We start from the raw sequence: 17,081 nt of genomic DNA on the forward strand, positions 1-17,081 counted from the left end.
GAGCAATAGAGTGTTTTTAAATCGCTATGCCCCACACTAATTCTAGCTCGCTTGTACCGGCCAACGACCCGCAACGCCTACAAGCCCTGGCTCCTTACCTGGTACTTGGCACCGCACCCGACGCCGTCTTTGATGAGGTAGTTCGCCTCACGGCTAAGCTGTTCGATGTGCCCATTGCACTGGTATCGCTGGTGGAAGAGAACAGCGTTTGGTTTAAAGCCAACTTTGGCTTAGCCGGCACTGAGCGCGTGACCCGCGACGAGAGTATGTGTTCGGTGGCCATTTTGCAGGATGATACGACCATATACGAAGACCTGCTTCTCGCGCCCTGTGAGCTGACCAAGCCAGATATAGCAGAGGCACTGCGGCTCCGTTTTTATGCCGGGTATCCATTACGCAACGCGGAGGGCTATAATATTGGAACCTTGTGCGTGATTGACCGCCAGCCCCGCATACTTTCCATTACCGAGCAACTGCGTCTGCAAGCATTAGCGACCGTTGTGATGAAGCTGCTCGACCTGCGCTTGGCATTGAAAAACCATCTTCCGCACTCTAGCGCCACGTGGCTACAACTCTACCATCATCTGGATGAATCGCTCACCCGCCTGAACACCTTAGCCGAGCTGGCCCGGTGGGAGGAGTCGCCGCACACGCCCGCGGCGCTCACGTATCAGCAATCTATTGAAGAAGAGGCTGATTTAATTACTCAGCTATTAGACAAGCAAATTACTGAGGCTCTGGCCACCGTGCTTGCCCTGGACAAAAGCGAAGACGAGGCTTGATTTGGCTGTCGGACTCGTTGGTCTACCTTGCTGTTCGATCATAGAATAGCTTCTTCTCAAAAATGCCCCCCAGCTTCCCCGGTTTAAAAACCATACGGCTGGGGGGCATTTTTATGTCTATAAAAATCGTTCGGCTACAACCACCCACTTCCCCGAATAAAATAAACGACCTACCTTCGGCGGGCCTTGCCGGGCCCTGGGGGGCTTTTTGGCCGTTACTCGACTCCTTCTTTCGCTGATGACTACTGTTTCTCCCGTTGCCGTGCCCTTGTGGCGGCGGATGCTGCCGCACCTGCTGGCCGTGTTGTTTTTCCTGGCGCTGGTATTCGTATACTTCTCGCCTTTGGTGCTGGAAGGTGAAACGCTTGCCCAGCACGACATCGTGCAGTTTCGCGGCGGCTCGCAGGAGGCAGCCACCTACCGGGCCGAAACAGGTGAGGAGGCGCTGTGGACCAACTCCATGTTCTCCGGGATGCCTACTTATCTCATCAGCACCCGCTTCCCCGGCGATTTATCCACCTATCTACACCAGGTTTTTACCCTGAATCTGCCGGCGGTAGTAGCCAACCTGTTTCTGGCGCTACTCTGCGGCTATATCCTGTTTGTAGTGCTGGGCGTGCGGCCTTTGGTAGCGGTGGTGGGAGCTATTGCCCTGGGCTTCACCAGCTACAACCTCGTTATTCTGGCCGCTGGGCACAATACCAAGTCATTGTCTATTGCTTACGCGCCGCTGGTACTGGCGGGGCTGCTGGTCACGTTTCGGCGCAACCGCTGGCTGGGCGCGGCTTTGTTTGCTTTGGGCCTGACCATGAACGTGCGCTCCAATCACTTGCAAATCACCTATTACCTGCTATTGCTGGTCTTGGTATTCGGGGTGGTGGAACTGATTTATGCCTTCCGCGAAAAGCGCTTACCCGACTTTCTAGGACGCACTGCTCTGCTAGGCGCAGCGGCATTGCTGGCTGTAGGCGTCAGCTTTGGCCGTCTCTATGTAACGGCTGAATACGGCAAGTATTCCATCCGCGGCCGCTCTGAGCTTACGACGCCTTCGCCCGGCACCCCAGCCGCCGCTGCTTCCGATGATGCTCCCGGCGGCTCCGGCCTCGACCGTGACTACGCTTTTGGCTGGAGCTACGGGGTAGGCGAGACTATTACCTTGCTTATTCCCAACTACTACGGTGGTGCCAGCCAGGGTGCGCTGAGCGAAAACTCGGCCACCGGCAAGGCACTTACCCAACTCGGCGTCCCACCCGTGCAGCTGCGTGATTACTTGAGCCAGTTGCCTTTGTATTGGGGCGCCCAGCCTAGTACTAGCGGCCCAGTGTATGTGGGCGCGGTGGTGTGTCTGCTGTTTGTGCTGGGGTTGTTTGTGGCGGATCGTCGTCTGCGCGTCTGGTTACTGGCAGGCACTATCTTGTCAATTGTGTTAGCTTGGGGTAAGAACTTCGAGACCTTTAACTATCTGATGTTCGACTACTTCCCTGGCTACAACAAATTCCGGTCAGTGAGTATGGCATTGGTGATTGCGCAGCTGGCTATGCCTTTGTTGGCCGTCCTGGCTTTGGCCCGCGTGCTGCGTGCTCAAAGCACGACTTCGGTGCCAGTAGCGGGTCATCCGGCGCTTTCTCTTCCCACTGCCGACTCAGCCGAAATATCCGACCTCAAGCGCAAGCTGCTTTACGCCGTGGCCGGCACGGCTGGCCTGTGCGTCCTGGCCTGGCTGCTCAGCCTGGGCGCCGATTATGCGTCTCCTATTGATGCGCAATTGCAGCAAAGCGGCTTTCCGCTTGATGCTATTCGCGAAGATCGCGCTAGTCTGCTCCGGACCGATGTGCTGCGCTCATTGTTCTTTATTCTGACGGCGGGGGGCGTTTTGTACTTCTTTTTGCAGCGGAAGCTTTCCGCTACGGCCGCGGCCGCCGTCATGGCTGCGCTCACCCTCGTCGATTTATGGGCCGTAGATAAGCGCTACCTCAACGACTCCAACTTCCAGCGCGAAACGATTACGCAACAGTTTGTGCCAACTCCTCAGGATCAGCAGATTCTGCAGGATAAGGACCTTAGCTACCGGGTGCTGAACCTAAACAACCCCTTCAACGAAGCGAATACTTCCTATTTCCACAAGAGCATCGGCGGTTACCATGGGGCGAAGCTGCGCCGCTACCAGGATCTGATCGAGCGTCAGATTTCGCAGAACAATACGCAGGTGCTCAACATGCTGAACACCCGCTACCTGATTACGCCCCCAACCCGCAAACTAATCAACCCTCTCAGGTACAGCGCAACCCTGCTGCGTTGGGTAACGCCTGGTTTGTGAGCGAAATCCAAAAAGTGCAGAGCCCCGACCAGGAAATTGAAGCCCTCAGCAACTTCAATCCCGCTACCACGGCCGTAGTTGATGCCTCGAAATTCCCGCTTACAAAAACGGCCTACAACGCCGCCGGCTCCACCATCCGCCTGACTAAGTATTCGCCCAATGCGCTGAAATATCAGGCCAATGCCACCCAGGATGGCTTTGCTGTGTTCTCCGAAATCTATTATAAGGACGGCTGGAACGCGTATATCGATGGTAAACTGGTGCCGCACCTCCGGGCCAATTATGTGCTGCGAGCCCTGCCCGTGCCCGCTGGCCAGCATACCATTGAGTTTAAGTTCGAGCCCCAGGCCTACGTCATTGGCAACACAGTGTCGTTGGTGTCGTCCATAATCTTGATTCTTGGCTTAATAGGTGTGGCTTTCTATATCTGGAGAAAGCGGCCAGTGCTGGCTAATCAAGATTTGGTAGCGGTGTAACACCAACCGAAGGAAAGCGCAGCTTAGCTCCCGCTTGGGAAATCATTAGGGTGTAGCGCGAACTTTTAGTTCGCGTATGGTTGAACAACAGCAGTTAGGGGGCTTTTTTATCGATTGGTTTAATCTCAGCAACGATACGCGAACTAAAAGTTCGCGCTACATCCCAACGGCCGCAACCCTGGCCCAAGCCGGAGCATGGTAATACACTTATGACCCCTGCAAAGCCGCTGATTCTCCAGGAACTAGACGAACCTGCCGCTCACCATCGGGGCATCCGGCTGATTTTGCTCCGCGATGATTTGACGCACGCCGAGCTGCCGGGCAACAAGTGGCGCAAGCTCAAGTACAACTTACTGGAAGCCCGCGCCCAAGGCCACCACACGCTGCTTACCTTCGGGGGGGCTTTTTCCAACCATTTGGCGGCAGTAGCGGCGGCTGGCCGTTTGTATGGTTTCCGCACAATTGGGGTAGTGCGGGGCGAGCCAACAAGCACCCTGAACCCTACGCTAGCACAAGCCGTAGCCGATGGTATGGCTTTGCGCTATATCAGCCGCGATGATTACCGCCTTAAGCAGGAGCCGGCTTTTCAAGCCGAACTGCTGCGCCAAATGGGACCAGCCTATGTATTGCCCGAAGGCGGTACAAACGAACTCGCCCTCCGTGGCTGCGCCGAATTAGTAACCGAGCTGAGTGCGCAAACTTCCTTCGATGCGCTGTGCGTTGCCTGTGGTACTGGCGGTACACTGGGGGGCATTTTGAGGGAGCTAACCTTGCAGCAGCAAGCCATTGGCGTGGCTGCTCTAAAAAACGGTGGCTTTCTGAAAGACGATATTGAAGCATTAACAACTGCTGCCGGTCAGTCGCTGACAGCACAATGGTCAGTGCAGACGCAGTATCACTTTGGTGGGTACGCCAAGTTTTCGCCGGAGCTCATGCTGTTTATGCAGCAATTTCACCATTGCCACGGCGTGCTGCTCGACCCTTTGTACACGGGCAAGCTGTTATATGGAGTTCTGGATTTACTAAATCAAGACTACTTCGCGGCTGGCAGTACCGTGGTGGCGGTGCATACGGGCGGGCTGCAAGCCTGGGCTGGCTTTCGAGCCCGATTTGAGAAGCGAAGTGAATGGTGGCCAGATGTAGCCTAAAGAGCTGTCTGGAAATGATAACTCAGCGGCGAGAATTAAAAGCCAGCGAATCTTTGTTACGACTCAACAGTGCCTTAGATGAACTGGCAACGTATTCAGGCCAGCTATCTGATTCGTTTTCTATCTCACTCCTTTCCCTCACTGAATGATCCGCTTACTCCGCCGCTTATTGCCATTGTTGTTCTTAGTGGGGCTAGGCTGGTTTTTATGGGAAAAGGTGCAGCCCACGCTGGCTGAATTGCAGAATCCGTTGCGACCCACTCCGCAAATCACGGTAACCCATAACACGGTGCTGACTAAAGTAGAAAGCCTGGGCCGCATGGAACTAGTGCGCTTCCGCTTTAAAGATGTGGTGGAATATCGCAAGAGCAGCTACCGCTTTTTGCCCGATTCCAAAGTAGCTCTTATCGTGGCCGGGGAGGCGGTAGGCTGCCTCGACATGACTAAAGTGCGCGCCCAGGATGTTGTGTTTGAGGGCGACTCAGTAATAAGATTGGCCTTGCCAGCGCCCGAGCTGTGCACCTGGCGCGTCGACCACAGTCAGAGCAAAGTGTTTAGCACGGAGAACTCGTTTTTTCAGGACGCCGAACTCATCGATGAAGGCTACCGCTACGCCGAGAGTAACGTTCGGCGTACGGCCTTGCAATCGGGCATCCTGCCTCAAACCACCCAAAACGCAGAGAAAATACTGCGCCCTATGCTCGAAACCATGACGGGTCGCCGTGTGGTACTAACCCAGCAAATGGCCCCGCCCCAGCGGCCTGCGAAGCGCTAGGTGGTGAAGAGGGGAAGTTGTGAGATGCTGATTTTTAGATTCTTGCGGCGCAAACCGCGCAGATGGCGCAAACCGAACATTAACCTCACCATTTCACAACTTCACAATTTCACCTCTCTCCTGCGTCGTCTGGCCCGCGTGTAGCCGCTCGGGCACTTGCTCCAGAATCAACTCACGCAGATTAGTAAGTAGCTGGGTGCGGACAAAGCCGTGATGTACCACTAAGCTTACTTCGCGCACCGGCTCGGGAGACTCGAAGCGCTTTACCATGGGGTTGTCATCCGCCTCATCCAATACCGACAGCTCAGGTACCAGCGTATAGCCATTGTTGCGGCGTACCAACTCCTTTAAGGTCTCAATAGAGCCGCTTTCATACGTGTACGGGTGTATGTCGTCCGATGGAGCGCAAATAGTAAGTACTTGATTACGAAAGCAGTGGCCTTGCTGTAATAACCACAAGCCTGTACCCGAAAGGTCAGCGGGGCGTAAAGTTGCGTGCGCATACAAAGGGTGCGATTCCGACACATAACCCAGGAAGGGCTCTTCCAGCAAAGGCACTTCGCGGAGCTGCAAGTCATTGAGAGGCGTGATAAGAAGTCCTATATCAAGCTGGTGAGCTTTGAGCCGACGGACCAATTCTTCTGATTGCATCTCCTCTACCCGCACCCGCAACTGAGGATGACGCTCAGCCAGGGTTACCAAAAATAAGGGCACCAGATACGGGGCCAGCGTTGGGATAATACCCAGCCGTACATCGCCCACCAATTCGCCTTTTTCCACCTGCACCACTTCACGAAGCAGCTGCACTTCGCGCAGCACATGGCGCGCCTGCTGAATTACTTTAATACCCACGGCGGTAGGCTCTAAGCGCTTTTTCTTGCGGTCGAACAGAAGCACCCCCAACTCATCTTCTAGCTTCTGGAGTTGCATGCTGAGGGCGGGTTGCGTTACGTGACAACTGTTAGCGGCCCCCACAAACTGCCGGTGCGTGTCGAGCGCAATAAGGTATTCAAGCTGTTGCAGATTCACCGTCCGAAGGTAAACTATAAGCGTTGCTTATACTATTATCAAAACAAATGATTTGATTTATACTTATTACAACAGCATCTTTGACAGTAATTATATAAGATTGTCTCTCGAAACATCTCGTATAAGTAGTCATCACCTAAACAAAGCTTTCCTATGGACCAAGACCAAAATCCCACGTCCGGCAACGGTACGGGCACGGCCGTCACCGGTGCGGGTACTTCGCAGGACACGCGCACGGCGGCCGGCGAAAACGCCCAAACGCTGACCACCCGCCAGGGCCATCCCGTTACCAATAACCAGAATTCGCGCACCGTGGGCAACCGCGGTCCTGTGACGCTGGAGAACTATCAGCTGCTGGAGAAAATCAGCCACTTCGACCGGGAGCGTATTCCGGAGCGTGTGGTACACGCCCGTGGCGCTGGCGCTCATGGAGTGTTTGAAGCCTACGGCAAAGTAGGTGATGAGGCAATCAGCAAGTATACGCGAGCTAAGCTGTTTCAAGAGAAAGGCAAAGAAACGCCCGTATTCGTACGCTTCTCTACGGTAGGTCACGGCGGACACTCGCCCGAGACTCTACGAGACCCACGCGGCTTCGCGGTGAAATTCTACACCGAAGACGGTAACTGGGACCTCGTAGGCAACAACCTGAAGGTGTTCTTTATCCGTGACGCCCTCAAATTCCCAGACCTGATTCACTCGCAGAAGCCTGATCCGGTGCACAACCGCCAAACCGGGGAGCGCATCTTTGACTTCATCAGCAACACGCCGGAGGCCATGCACATGGTGAGCTTCCTGTTTTCGCCCTGGGGTATTCCGGCTAACTACCGGCAGATGCAAGGCTCGGGCGTAAATACCTATAAGTGGGTAAATGCGCAGGGCGAGGCTGTATTAGTGAAGTATCATTGGGAGCCGCTGCAAGGCATCAAGAACCTGACCCAGCCTGAGGCTGAGAAGATTCAAGCCAAGAACTTCAACCACGCTACTCAGGACCTGTTCGACCACATCAAAGCTGGCGAATTCCCGCAGTGGGAGCTATGTGTGCAGATCATGAGTGACGATGAGCACCCAGAACTCGACTTCGATCCGCTCGACGATACCAAAATCTGGCCCCAGGATCAGTTTCCTTTCCTGCCTGTGGGCAAAATGACGCTGAACCGCAACCCTGAGAACTACTTCGCCGAGGTAGAGCAGGTGGCCTTTGGTACTGGTGTGCTGGTAGATGGTCTGGACTTCTCCGACGATAAAATGCTGCAGGGCCGGACGTTCTCGTACTCCGACACGCAACGGTATCGGGTAGGTACTAACTATTTGCAGCTGCCCATCAATGCGCCTAAAAAGCACGTAGCGACCAATCAGCGCGATGGTCAGATGACGTATCATGTTGATTCGGCTCCTGGTCAGAACAACCACATCAACTACGAGCCCTCATCGTTGAATGGTCTGAAAGAAGCCCCTCGCACGCACCCCGATCATATGCCTCGCTACGAGGGCCGCCTGATTCGTCAGAGCATCGACCGCACCAACGACTTCAAGCAGGCTGGTGAGCGGTATCGTCTGCACGAAGATTGGGAGCGTGAAGACCTTATCACCAATATGGTTGGCGCCCTTGCAAACGCTGCTCAAGTTATTCAGGATAAGATGATTGAGCTAACTGGCAAGTGCGACCAGGATTGGGGCCGTCGCTTGGCAGAAGGCCTTCAGCAGGCCAAAGCTGGTGCGCAAGGTGCTACTCAGGCCAACGAAAGCAAGAGTGCCCAAGCGGTAGAGCAAGCCGAAGAGCGGGCTCACGTAGCTCAGCCTTACTAGGGCTAAGCAATAGTTTATTAAAAAAGCCCCCGCATGTGCGGGGGCTTTTTTGTTGGAGTAGAGTAGTAGCGTTATTCGTCTTCGTCGGTCTTTTCCTTGCCTAAGTCATCCAGCGCCATTTTTATTAAATCAGATTCATAGCCTTTGCTGGTCATGAAAAGCTGGAGCTTTTGGCGGCGCACCCGCACATTCTTTTCCTTTTCCTGGCGGTCTTTCTTTTCCAAAACATCGATTAGGTTTTGGTAGTACTCGTCGCCGTCTATCTCTTTCATCCCTTCCTTGATACAGTAGTCGGAGATGCCTTTAAACTTGAGGTCTTGCAGAATGCGGCGGCGGCCCCACTTCTTCAGCCGGTATTTACCGCGCACAAAGCTCTTGGCGTAGCGCTCTTCGTCCAACAGCTTTTCCCGGCTCAGGCGAATAATGATTTCCCCGGCTTCGTCCTCAGTAAGGCCATAGCTGCGCAGCTTTTCTTCTGTTTCCTTGAACGTACGTTCCTGATAAGTGCAAAAGGAGGCTATTTTCTGAAGGGCTTCCGGGGGCGTATAAAATTTCTTGGCGGGCTGCTGCATGCGTTGTGAATGGGGGTTTAGGTACCTATACGATTTAACTCAGCCTAAGCACAAAAGAATCAAAGGTTGGGTTGAGTACTGGCTGATTTAGCTCCGAAGCGCATATTGTACAACACTACCGAGCCCAAAATAACAGCGTAGGCAATAGCCTGTAAGGTGGAAGCAGCCTCGTTGAAATAAAGAAAAGCCAGCAGAAAGCTTACTACCGGATTTAGATACATCAGAATACCCACCGTGCCCGAAGGCAGCGTATTCAGGGCGTACAGGTTCAGAAACAGCGGCAGCACTGTGAATACGGCACTCAGAATAGCCGTCATCAGTAGCAGATGAGTGTCCTGAAAACCAGCCAGGGGAGAGGCGCCCAACAAGCTGGCAGTAGGCAGAATAAAGGCAGCGGCCAAGGAAAGCTGCACCGTGAGCAGTACTAGCCGGTCGTAGCCTTGCAGGCGGCGCTGGGTGATAAGGTAGAGAGCGTAAGTGGATGCCACTATCAAGCTCATAAGTAAAGTGCGCGCCGAGCCCGTGCCCAGCAAAGCGCAGCTTAAAGCGCTCAGCCCAATGGCCAGCCACTGATTGCGACGCAGCTTTTCGCGCAGCACCAGAAACCCCAGCAGGGCTGTCAGGATAGGGCAGATGAGGTAAGCAAAGGAGCCCGCCTGCACACTCACATTATTGATGACATAAATAAACAACAGCCAGTTGGAAGTAAGTAAAATGCCCCCCAGCAAGGTGCTGCCGGCCACCCCGCGCCGCTCACCCACCGGCGCTTTCCGCCACTTATGCCATGTAGCCCGCACAGCCGAAATGCGAAAGAGTAGGTTGATGATTAGTAAAATGAGCAGGGAAATCAGCACCCGAAAGAACAGAATCTGCCCGCTGGAGTAACTGGTGAGCGTACGGAGCGGAATCGGGAAAAACCCCCAAATAAGAAAAGCCGCGAGTGCGGCCAGGTGGTAGCGAGTGAGTTGCACAACGAAGAAACAAACGGTAAAGACCGCAAAGATACCACACGCCGTACCTTTGCTCCCCATGCTGTTCTTCTCCGATTTGCCCGCTCTCACCGGCGGCACCTTGCTCCAAACGCCCCCCGATACAAGTCGCGTGCAGCATCTGTTGCTCGACAGCCGGCGCGTGGGACAACCGGCCGGGTCGCTGTTTTTTGCTATTCGTGGTGCCCAGCACAACGGCCACCGCTACCTGCCCGACCTTTACGAGCGCGGCGTGCGCCTGTTTGTAGTAGATAGAGCAGACGAGATTCCGGGGGGCAAATCGGCATTTCCTGAAGCTAGGTTTTTGCTGGTTCAAGACAGTTTAGCCGCTTTGCAAGCACTGGCAGCCTGGCACCGTCGGCAGTTCGATATTCCGGTATTTGGAATTACGGGCTCCAACGGCAAGACCATTGTAAAAGAGTGGCTGTCACAGCTACTGGGCTCCGATGAGCTTATCTGTAAAAGCCCGCGCAGCTACAATTCGCAGGTGGGCGTACCCTTGTCGGTGTGGGAGCTGAACGCGACGCACACGCTGGGTATTTTTGAGGCTGGTATTTCGGAACAAGGCGAAATGGCCAAGCTCGCCCATGTTATTCAGCCTGCGCTCGGCATCTTTACCAACCTCGGCACGGCTCACGATGCGGGCTTTAACTCGGCGCAAGAGAAGGTAAACGAGAAAATGCAGCTTTTTGAAGCTATAGACACGCTTTTCTACTGCCGCGACCATGAAGCCATCCACGCTGCTGCTCAGCAGATGCTTGGTCCGGCCCGCACCTTTACTTGGAGTCGACAGCATCAGCAGGAGGCTAATTTGAGCGTCACGGTAACAGAGGCCAGTGCCGAGCGCACGGTGGTACGTGTAAATCTGGCCCGTCCCTGGCTTGAGGAGCATACGTTTACCTTGCCCTTCGCCGATGAGCCCTCGGTAGAAAATGCTTTGCATTGCTTAGCCGTGCTGCTCTGGTACGCGGTGCCAACCGCCGAGATTCAGCGCCGCCTCGACCGGCTGCTGCCCGTAGCCATGCGCTTAGAGATGAAGCAGGCGGTCAACGATTGCTACGTTCTCGACGATACCTACAACAACGACCTGGCTGGCCTCACTTTAGCCCTCGATGCCTTAGCCCGCCAGCCTCGCCGCGGACAGCGCACCCTCATACTCTCCGACGTGCTCGAATCGGGCTTGCCAGCGGAGGAGCTGTATGCTCAAATTGCGGCCCAGCTCCCTGCTCATGGTGTGGGGCGCATTATAGGTATTGGTCAGGCTATAAGCGCGCATCAGCATTTATTTGATACGCTCTGGGGGGCATTTTTTGCCACTACAGAAGAGTTCCTGGCCGCTTTCCAGCCTGAGCAGTTTCGCCACGAAACGATTCTGGTGAAGGGCGCCCGACGCTTTGAATTTGAGCGTATTGTGGCGGCTTTCCAGCAAAAAATCCATGGTACGGTACTGGAGGTGAACCTGGATGCGCTGGTACACAACCTCAACTATTATCGCGCCCGACTCGCGCCCGGTACCCGCCTGATGGTGATGGTAAAGGCTTTTGCTTATGGCAGCGGCAGCTACGAAGTGGCGAATCTGCTCCAGTTTCATCGGGCCGACTACCTGGCCGTAGCGTATGCCGATGAAGGCGTAGAGCTGCGGCAGCACGGCATTAGTCTGCCCATTATGGTGATGAATCCCTCACCCGACAGCTTCCAAAAACTGCGGCAGTATCATCTGGAGCCTGAAATCTACTCTTTTGAGCGCCTGCACGATTACCTGCTAGCGGCTCAGGATCAGCCGATGCCGGCCATCCATCTGAAGCTCGACACAGGTATGCGGCGTTTAGGTTTTGCAGAGGAGGACCTCGATGAATTGTGTGCACTATTACGAAAAAAAGCCCCCCAGCTGCGTGTAGCGAGTCTTCTCACTCATCTGGCTGGCGCCGACGAAGAGCAGCATAACGATTTTTCGCACCAGCAGCTAGCGGCCTTCCAGCGGATGACGCCGCTAGTGGAAGCTGCTTTAGGCTATACCGTATTGAAGCATGCGTTGAATTCCGCTGGCATTATACGGTTTCCAGAGGCTCACCTAGACATGGTGCGCCTGGGCATTGGCCTTTACGGAGTAGAGGCCTCAGGTAAGGATTCGGCGGCACTGCGCCCAGTCAGCACGCTGCGCACGATTATCTCTCAAGTCAAAAAATTGCCCCCCGGTCAAACAGTTGGCTACGGACGTCGTGGCGCCGCCGCCGACTTTGAGCGGCGTATTGCCACGATAGCTATTGGGTATGCTGATGGCTATGACCGGCGCTTCGGCAATGGAGTGGGCGAAGTAGTGATACGCGGTGTAAAAGCCCCCATTTTGGGCAACGTCTGCATGGATATGTGTATGGTAGATGTTACCCGCATTCCCGATGTGCAAGCCGGCGACGCGGTGGTAGTATTTGGCGAGGAGATGCCGCTGTTAGGGCTAGCCTCTCGCATTGGCACCATCCCCTACGAGCTACTAACGAACGTGAGCGAGCGAGTGAAGCGCATATTTATAACGGAATAATTTGACCCAGCTATTAGAGCTTTATCTATCATAATAATTACTTGGAATAGTTTAATAAGATTAAATGGCTAGTAACAGCATAACGAATTAAATATAAGCTTGAGAGTAATGAGTTTTTGAAGCACAATTTGTTAATGAATACTTGATTCTAATTCTCAATTAGTAGTTTCTGGCTATCATTATAGATACTATACTAGCGCGCGAGTAGCAATATCCTAAACGAATATTCAGGTTAAAAAACAATTGCGGGTTCTTGGTTTGAGTATAAAATGGCATTGAGACCAGAAAAAGTTTTTTTCTGGTCTCAATGCCATTTTATTGTGCCTCTGGTGCATGTTTTGTGTAAGGCGAACATTCCAATCTGCTGTGGTGATATCATGCGTCTTTGGCTTACCACGCACTGATCTCAAACTTCCTTTTCTACTCCTCACTCCCTGTTGCATGAATAAAATTATCTACTCGTCTTGTTTAGTCTTCTGGCTGGTTATTGCACTCTTTATAGCAGTTCCGGCTCGTGCAGCAGCTCCCGCTTTAGATGGCTTATGGAAAGGACCTTTGCCCGTGCCTGGAGGCCAATTAGAAGTTGTATTTAGAGTAGTAGCCCTTACCGGAGGCTCTTTCTTTGCTACGCTAGATGTGCCGCAACAAAAGATCAGCCAGATGGCGGTCAGTGTAGAGGTGCGCGGCGATACCATCGTATTTATGGCCCCTGAAGCGGGAAGCCAGTTCATGGGATTGGTTTCGGCCGATGGTAAGGCGTTGACGGGTACTTGGCAACAGCCCGGCTACCAGGTTGCCTTAACTCTTGGCTATACATCGGCCCCAGTAAGCACTGCTAAAACTGCCCGGCTCACGCCTCCTTATCGTGAGGAGGAAATAGCTGTGACTAATACCGAGGCCAACCTGACCTTGAGCGGTATGCTCACGATTCCGGCCGGTGAAGGCCCATTCCCTGCTGTCGTATTGATTTCGGATATGGGACCGCAAGATCGGGACGCCGCGGTAGGCGACTACCGGCCCATGGGCGCGCTGGCCGACTTCCTTACCCGTCGTGGTATCGCAGTGCTGCGCTTTGACGATAGAGGAGTTGGAAGTTCGGGCGGTGACTATAATGAAGCTACACAAGCTAGCTTATTGACTGACTTGCAAGCCGCTATGCGCGCATTGCGCAGCCGCCCCGAGATCAATGCGGCAAAGGTTGGCGCTGTCGGCCACGGGGAAGGTGGTAACCTTGCTCTGCTGGCCGCCGCACAGGAGGAAGCTCCCAATTTTGTGGTTACGATGGCCGCCAGCGGCTTATCGGGTCGTGATCTGGTGTTGCAGCAGCAAGCCGATTTGCATCGCTCTTTAGGCGCCAGCCCAACGCAAATGCAGATAGGGGTTACGCGCCGCCAAGCTATCCTGGATGTTATTCGTCAGACGCCTGATAATACCAAAGCTCAGCGCTTAGTAGCCATTATGTTGAGAGAAACGAATCCGTCTATCGACATGGCTACGGCTAAAGTTAGCGCTAGTTTGCTGACTACGGATCGGTACCGCTATTTCCTGGACTTTAGTCCTGCTGATAAGCTGCCAAGTGTGAAGTGCCCCGTATTACTGCTTTCTGGTACTGCTGACACGTACATTGAAGCCGACCTTAATCTTAATCTATTGCAGAGAGGTCTAAAAAGCAGCTCTTCTGTCAATAGCCGCAAACTGGTAGGCGTGAATCATATGTTTCAGGCCGACCCATCACAGTGGACAATCGTAAATGGACAGCCACATCCTACTTTCTCGCCTCAGGCCCAGGAGGCCATCCGGCAGTGGATTGTAGTGCAGGCCACAGAAAAAGCGAAATAGAGTAAGCACAACAGGCATCTATGAAGGCGATAGGCTAGGTGAACCGTTATGGAGTCTTGTGCGTAGAACAGGGCTCCACAACTTTTACCTGCTATGAAAAAGACTCTGTTTACGATTCTCAGTGCCGCTACCCTGCTGGCTAGCTGCGACAACCTGAAAAATCCGGCCACCAAAAATGAGCCCGAAGAAGCCACCGCCGATACAGCGGTGGTTTATCGTGAGGGCCAGGAAGGCCCTGCTGTGGCCGTTGCTGAAGGCGATTTAATTGATACGGACGCGCTGAATCTGCCCGACGTTGATTTCCCGGAGGTCAATCTTGCTGACGTATCTGTGCGCGGCAACGACCAGTACAGCGTGTACGGCCTGGAAGAAACGGTACTCTTTGATACCGATAAAGCCACCATTAAGCCTACCGCAGCAAAAGCGTTGGAACAGATATCGGCTTCTATTGGGCAGCGTTCCGCTGGCAAGCAACTGCGCATTATCGGCCACGCCGATGCGCGCGATTCTAAGGCATACAACAAAGAGCTAAGCGAGCAACGGGCTGAAGCGGTGAAAAACTGGCTGGTTCAGAACGGTAAGATTGAAGCCTCCCGTTTGGCTATCCAGCCCATGGGCGAGTCGCAACCCGTCGCGTCCAATGCTACGGCGGAAGGCCGTCAGCAAAACCGCCGTGTTGAAATTGCCGTGCTCAACCAGTAGCGCGTAAGTACTGAGTCTACAACCGGATTCACTAAAAAAGCCCCCCAGACCAAGTCTGGGGGCTTTTTTAGTGAATAAAATAATGATCGAATAAAATAGAGTTACTTAATCATGTCTACTTCGGCCTTGATCATAGCGTTGTAGCGCAAGCCGCCCGCACCCGACATGGTCATCAGGGTCCAGCCTTTGCCGAGCGTGTAGCTCCAGGTCCGGCTTTCTTTGAACTCGAACGTCGGCCGCATAATCTGACCATAAGGGGTATAATTGTCGTCGAAGTTGGTGGTATAGAATTTGTCGCCGCTTACAATCCATTCCATCGCGACATAGAAGCCTTCATCGGGCGCCACGATGTTGTATTGAGTCAGATCAATGGTGAACCACTGTCCGCCGCCCGGCGCCGACACGACTACGTTTTCGGTGAGCAAGTCGGAATTGGGCGAGCTGTAGTTGCCGTCGGGCGCGTAGATGCGCACCCGGAACGGCTCGCGGGGGAAGCCATGCTCCCCAATGTAAAAGGATACGGAGCGCACATTACCCAGCTTCTTGCCCTTTTCGTTCTTTACAAAAAATGCGTACTGGCTACCAGGCATGCCCTGAATCATACCGTCGCCGGGCGTATTGGAGCGGGCGCCCAACTTTAGGTCTTTCACTTTGCTGGCCTGTACTTTCACTTCGGCCAGTTCATAGACCCGTTTAGAAACCTCAATTACCATGTCGGCTTGGCTCGCGCCGCGCTTCACCAGTACAGCCTTACGCTCGTAGCCCAGGGCCAGAACGATCAAGGAGTCCTGGGCATTTTTGGCAGGGCCGTTCATCTGGAAGATGCCAATCTCATTGGTAAGAGCACCGCTCTGCTCCTCTTTCAAACCGATGGAAGAGAAGGGAATGGGCTCTTTCGTCTTCTTGTCGATAATTCGACCAGAAAGCCGGGTTTCCTGAGCTATGCTGAGCGCTGGAAGCAGCAAACAGAAGGTAAAGGTGAATAGTACGCGTTGGAGCATAAAGTGAGATTTACAGACCGGGAGAGAAGTTTGTAAGCGAAATAGGGCTGTGGGAGGGGTAAACAGACGCTGAGGTAAGTCTGGCGAGCGTCGTTTCATATAATTAGAGACCGATTTCCAGGTAGAGACCGGCCTTGGATACAGCTTGGCAAGGCCAAGCCTTACTTGTACATATCTACTTCGGCCTTAATCATGGCGTTGTAGCGCATACCATTATTAGCTAAGGTTATTAAGCTCCAGCCGCGTCCGATGGTATAGTTCCAGGTCCGGCTCTCCTTGAATTCGAACGTCGGCCGCAGGATTTGACCGTAGGGCGTATAAGTATCCATGAAGTTGGTAGTGTAGAACTTGTCACCCGTCACGATCCATTCCATCGCGACATAGAAGCCTTCATCGGGCGCCACGATGTTGTATTGAGTCAGGTCAATGGTGTACCAGGCGCCGCCTTTTATAGCCGACACGACTACGTTTTCGGTGAGCAGGTCGGAGTTAGGGGAACTGTAGTTGCCGTCGGGCGCATAAATGCGAATGCGGAACGGCTCGCGGGGGAAGCCATGCTCACCGATAAAGAATGACACGGTGCGTACTAATCCTAGTTTCTTGCCTTTGTCATTCTTGACATAGAAGGCATATTGAGTACCAGGCATGCCCTGAATCATGCCATCGCCGGGCGTGTTGGAGCGGGCACCCAATCCGATGGGCTTCACCTTGCTGGCTTCAACTTTGACTGCGTTCAGTAAATAGTCGCGCTTGGGCACTTCAATGATGATTTCATCCAGGTTCTTATCGCTTTTTCTTACCAGAATAGCCGTGCGCTTAAAGCCCAGTGCCATCACAATCAGCGAGTCTTTCTGGTTTTTCTCTGGCATAGCTAGCTGAAAGAAGCCGTATTCATTGGTCAAAGCGCCTACCTGCTCTTCTTTTAAGCCGATAGAAGCGTATTGAATAGGCTCCTTCGTCTCTTTATCAACTACTCGACCTGAAATTCGGTCGGCCTGTGCGAAGCTGAAATAAGGCAGCATCACAGCAAAGACGACGAAAGAAAGTACACGTTTAAACATAGTAAAAATGAGTAGTTGTACCCCAAAACTACAATGAATGTGCCAATG

General features: G+C 53.5%; 14 protein-coding genes. 9 read left to right on the forward strand and 5 right to left on the reverse strand.

Going from position 1 to position 17,081, the window contains the following annotated elements; all coding sequences use genetic code 11:
- Positions 1-26: 26 nt before the first annotated feature.
- The 5 genes from MKZ35_RS18525 (at position 27) to MKZ35_RS18545 (ending at position 5,498) form a co-directional block, all read left to right on the forward strand.
- Positions 27-782, forward strand: coding sequence for a GAF domain-containing protein (locus tag MKZ35_RS18525; RefSeq protein WP_482514657.1), 756 nt, complete (start codon positions 27-29; stop codon positions 780-782).
- A gap of 238 nt (positions 783-1,020) precedes the next feature.
- The gene (locus MKZ35_RS18530) at positions 1,021-3,099 is read left to right on the forward strand and encodes a YfhO family protein (protein ID WP_482514658.1); all 2,079 of its coding nucleotides are present in this window, start codon (positions 1,021-1,023) and stop codon (positions 3,097-3,099) included.
- Positions 3,096-3,575 carry a YfhO family protein gene (locus MKZ35_RS18535; RefSeq protein WP_482514659.1) on the forward strand — a complete coding sequence of 160 codons (480 nt, stop codon included), beginning with the start codon at positions 3,096-3,098 and terminating at the stop codon, positions 3,573-3,575. Before MKZ35_RS18530 ends, MKZ35_RS18535 begins: the two co-directional genes overlap by 4 nt.
- Before the next feature lie 209 nt (positions 3,576-3,784).
- Positions 3,785-4,723 (forward strand): 1-aminocyclopropane-1-carboxylate deaminase/D-cysteine desulfhydrase, encoded by a 939-nt coding sequence (locus MKZ35_RS18540; protein ID WP_482514660.1) that lies wholly within the window; start codon positions 3,785-3,787, stop codon positions 4,721-4,723.
- A 145-nt stretch (positions 4,724-4,868) separates the two neighbouring features.
- Positions 4,869-5,498, forward strand: a complete 630-nt coding sequence (locus tag MKZ35_RS18545; RefSeq protein WP_482514661.1) for a DUF4230 domain-containing protein — start codon at positions 4,869-4,871, stop codon at positions 5,496-5,498.
- 93 nt (positions 5,499-5,591) lie between these two features.
- Here the strand turns inward: MKZ35_RS18545 and MKZ35_RS18550 are convergent, their stop codons facing one another.
- Positions 5,592-6,527, reverse strand: a complete 936-nt coding sequence (locus MKZ35_RS18550; RefSeq protein ID WP_482514662.1) for a LysR substrate-binding domain-containing protein — start codon at positions 6,525-6,527, stop codon at positions 5,592-5,594.
- Positions 6,528-6,680: 153 nt separating this feature from the next.
- Here MKZ35_RS18550 and MKZ35_RS18555 point away from each other — a divergent pair, with 153 nt between their 5' ends.
- Positions 6,681-8,333, forward strand: a complete 1,653-nt coding sequence (locus MKZ35_RS18555) for a catalase (RefSeq protein ID WP_482514663.1) — start codon at positions 6,681-6,683, stop codon at positions 8,331-8,333.
- Positions 8,334-8,404: 71 nt separating this feature from the next.
- On the opposite strand, the gene MKZ35_RS18560 is transcribed toward MKZ35_RS18555, so the two are convergent.
- Positions 8,405-8,905, reverse strand: a complete 501-nt coding sequence (locus MKZ35_RS18560; RefSeq protein ID WP_482514664.1) for a regulatory protein RecX — start codon at positions 8,903-8,905, stop codon at positions 8,405-8,407.
- 59 nt (positions 8,906-8,964) lie between these two features.
- Positions 8,965-9,876, reverse strand: a complete 912-nt coding sequence (locus MKZ35_RS18565) for an EamA family transporter (RefSeq protein WP_482514665.1) — start codon at positions 9,874-9,876, stop codon at positions 8,965-8,967.
- 58 nt (positions 9,877-9,934) lie between these two features.
- Between MKZ35_RS18565 and MKZ35_RS18570 the strand changes: the two genes are divergently transcribed.
- From MKZ35_RS18570 to MKZ35_RS18580, 3 genes are all read left to right on the forward strand, one after another.
- A complete protein-coding gene (locus tag MKZ35_RS18570) occupies positions 9,935-12,430 on the forward strand; it encodes a bifunctional UDP-N-acetylmuramoyl-tripeptide:D-alanyl-D-alanine ligase/alanine racemase (RefSeq protein WP_482514666.1) in 2,496 nt (831 codons plus the stop codon).
- Between the two features lie 636 nt (positions 12,431-13,066).
- Positions 13,067-14,269 carry an alpha/beta hydrolase family protein gene (locus MKZ35_RS18575; RefSeq protein ID WP_482514667.1) on the forward strand — a complete coding sequence of 401 codons (1,203 nt, stop codon included), beginning with the start codon at positions 13,067-13,069 and terminating at the stop codon, positions 14,267-14,269.
- A gap of 93 nt (positions 14,270-14,362) precedes the next feature.
- Entirely contained in the window at positions 14,363-14,971 is a 609-nt protein-coding gene (locus MKZ35_RS18580; protein WP_482514668.1) for an OmpA family protein, read from the forward strand.
- Positions 14,972-15,072: 101 nt separating this feature from the next.
- On the opposite strand, the gene MKZ35_RS18585 is transcribed toward MKZ35_RS18580, so the two are convergent.
- Both MKZ35_RS18585 and MKZ35_RS18590 read right to left on the reverse strand, forming a co-directional pair.
- Complete coding sequence (locus tag MKZ35_RS18585) at positions 15,073-15,972, reverse strand: carboxypeptidase-like regulatory domain-containing protein (RefSeq protein WP_482514669.1); 900 nt, start codon at positions 15,970-15,972, stop codon at positions 15,073-15,075.
- Between the two features lie 161 nt (positions 15,973-16,133).
- On the reverse strand, positions 16,134-17,033 hold the full coding sequence (locus MKZ35_RS18590) for a carboxypeptidase-like regulatory domain-containing protein (protein ID WP_482514670.1): 900 nt from the start codon (positions 17,031-17,033) through the stop codon (positions 16,134-16,136).
- Positions 17,034-17,081: the final 48 nt, after the last annotated feature.

The sequence above is a fragment of the Hymenobacter sp. R533113 genome (assembly GCF_056835965.1).

What these genes read in the sequence shown, in the direction of transcription:
- MKZ35_RS18525 (WP_482514657.1), top strand. Translation starts at nt 27, where the DNA reads ATGCCCCACACTAATTCTAGCTCGCTTGTACCGGCCAACGACCCGCAA.
- MKZ35_RS18530 (WP_482514658.1), top strand. Translation starts at nt 1,021, where the DNA reads ATGACTACTGTTTCTCCCGTTGCCGTGCCCTTGTGGCGGCGGATGCTG.
- MKZ35_RS18540 (WP_482514660.1), top strand. Translation starts at nt 3,785, where the DNA reads ATGACCCCTGCAAAGCCGCTGATTCTCCAGGAACTAGACGAACCTGCC.
- MKZ35_RS18545 (WP_482514661.1), top strand. Translation starts at nt 4,869, where the DNA reads ATGATCCGCTTACTCCGCCGCTTATTGCCATTGTTGTTCTTAGTGGGG.
- MKZ35_RS18555 (WP_482514663.1), top strand. Translation starts at nt 6,681, where the DNA reads ATGGACCAAGACCAAAATCCCACGTCCGGCAACGGTACGGGCACGGCC.
- MKZ35_RS18560 (WP_482514664.1), bottom strand. Translation starts at nt 8,905, where the DNA reads ATGCAGCAGCCCGCCAAGAAATTTTATACGCCCCCGGAAGCCCTTCAG.
- MKZ35_RS18570 (WP_482514666.1), top strand. Translation starts at nt 9,935, where the DNA reads ATGCTGTTCTTCTCCGATTTGCCCGCTCTCACCGGCGGCACCTTGCTC.
- MKZ35_RS18580 (WP_482514668.1), top strand. Translation starts at nt 14,363, where the DNA reads ATGAAAAAGACTCTGTTTACGATTCTCAGTGCCGCTACCCTGCTGGCT.
- MKZ35_RS18585 (WP_482514669.1), bottom strand. Translation starts at nt 15,972, where the DNA reads ATGCTCCAACGCGTACTATTCACCTTTACCTTCTGTTTGCTGCTTCCA.
- MKZ35_RS18590 (WP_482514670.1), bottom strand. Translation starts at nt 17,033, where the DNA reads ATGTTTAAACGTGTACTTTCTTTCGTCGTCTTTGCTGTGATGCTGCCT.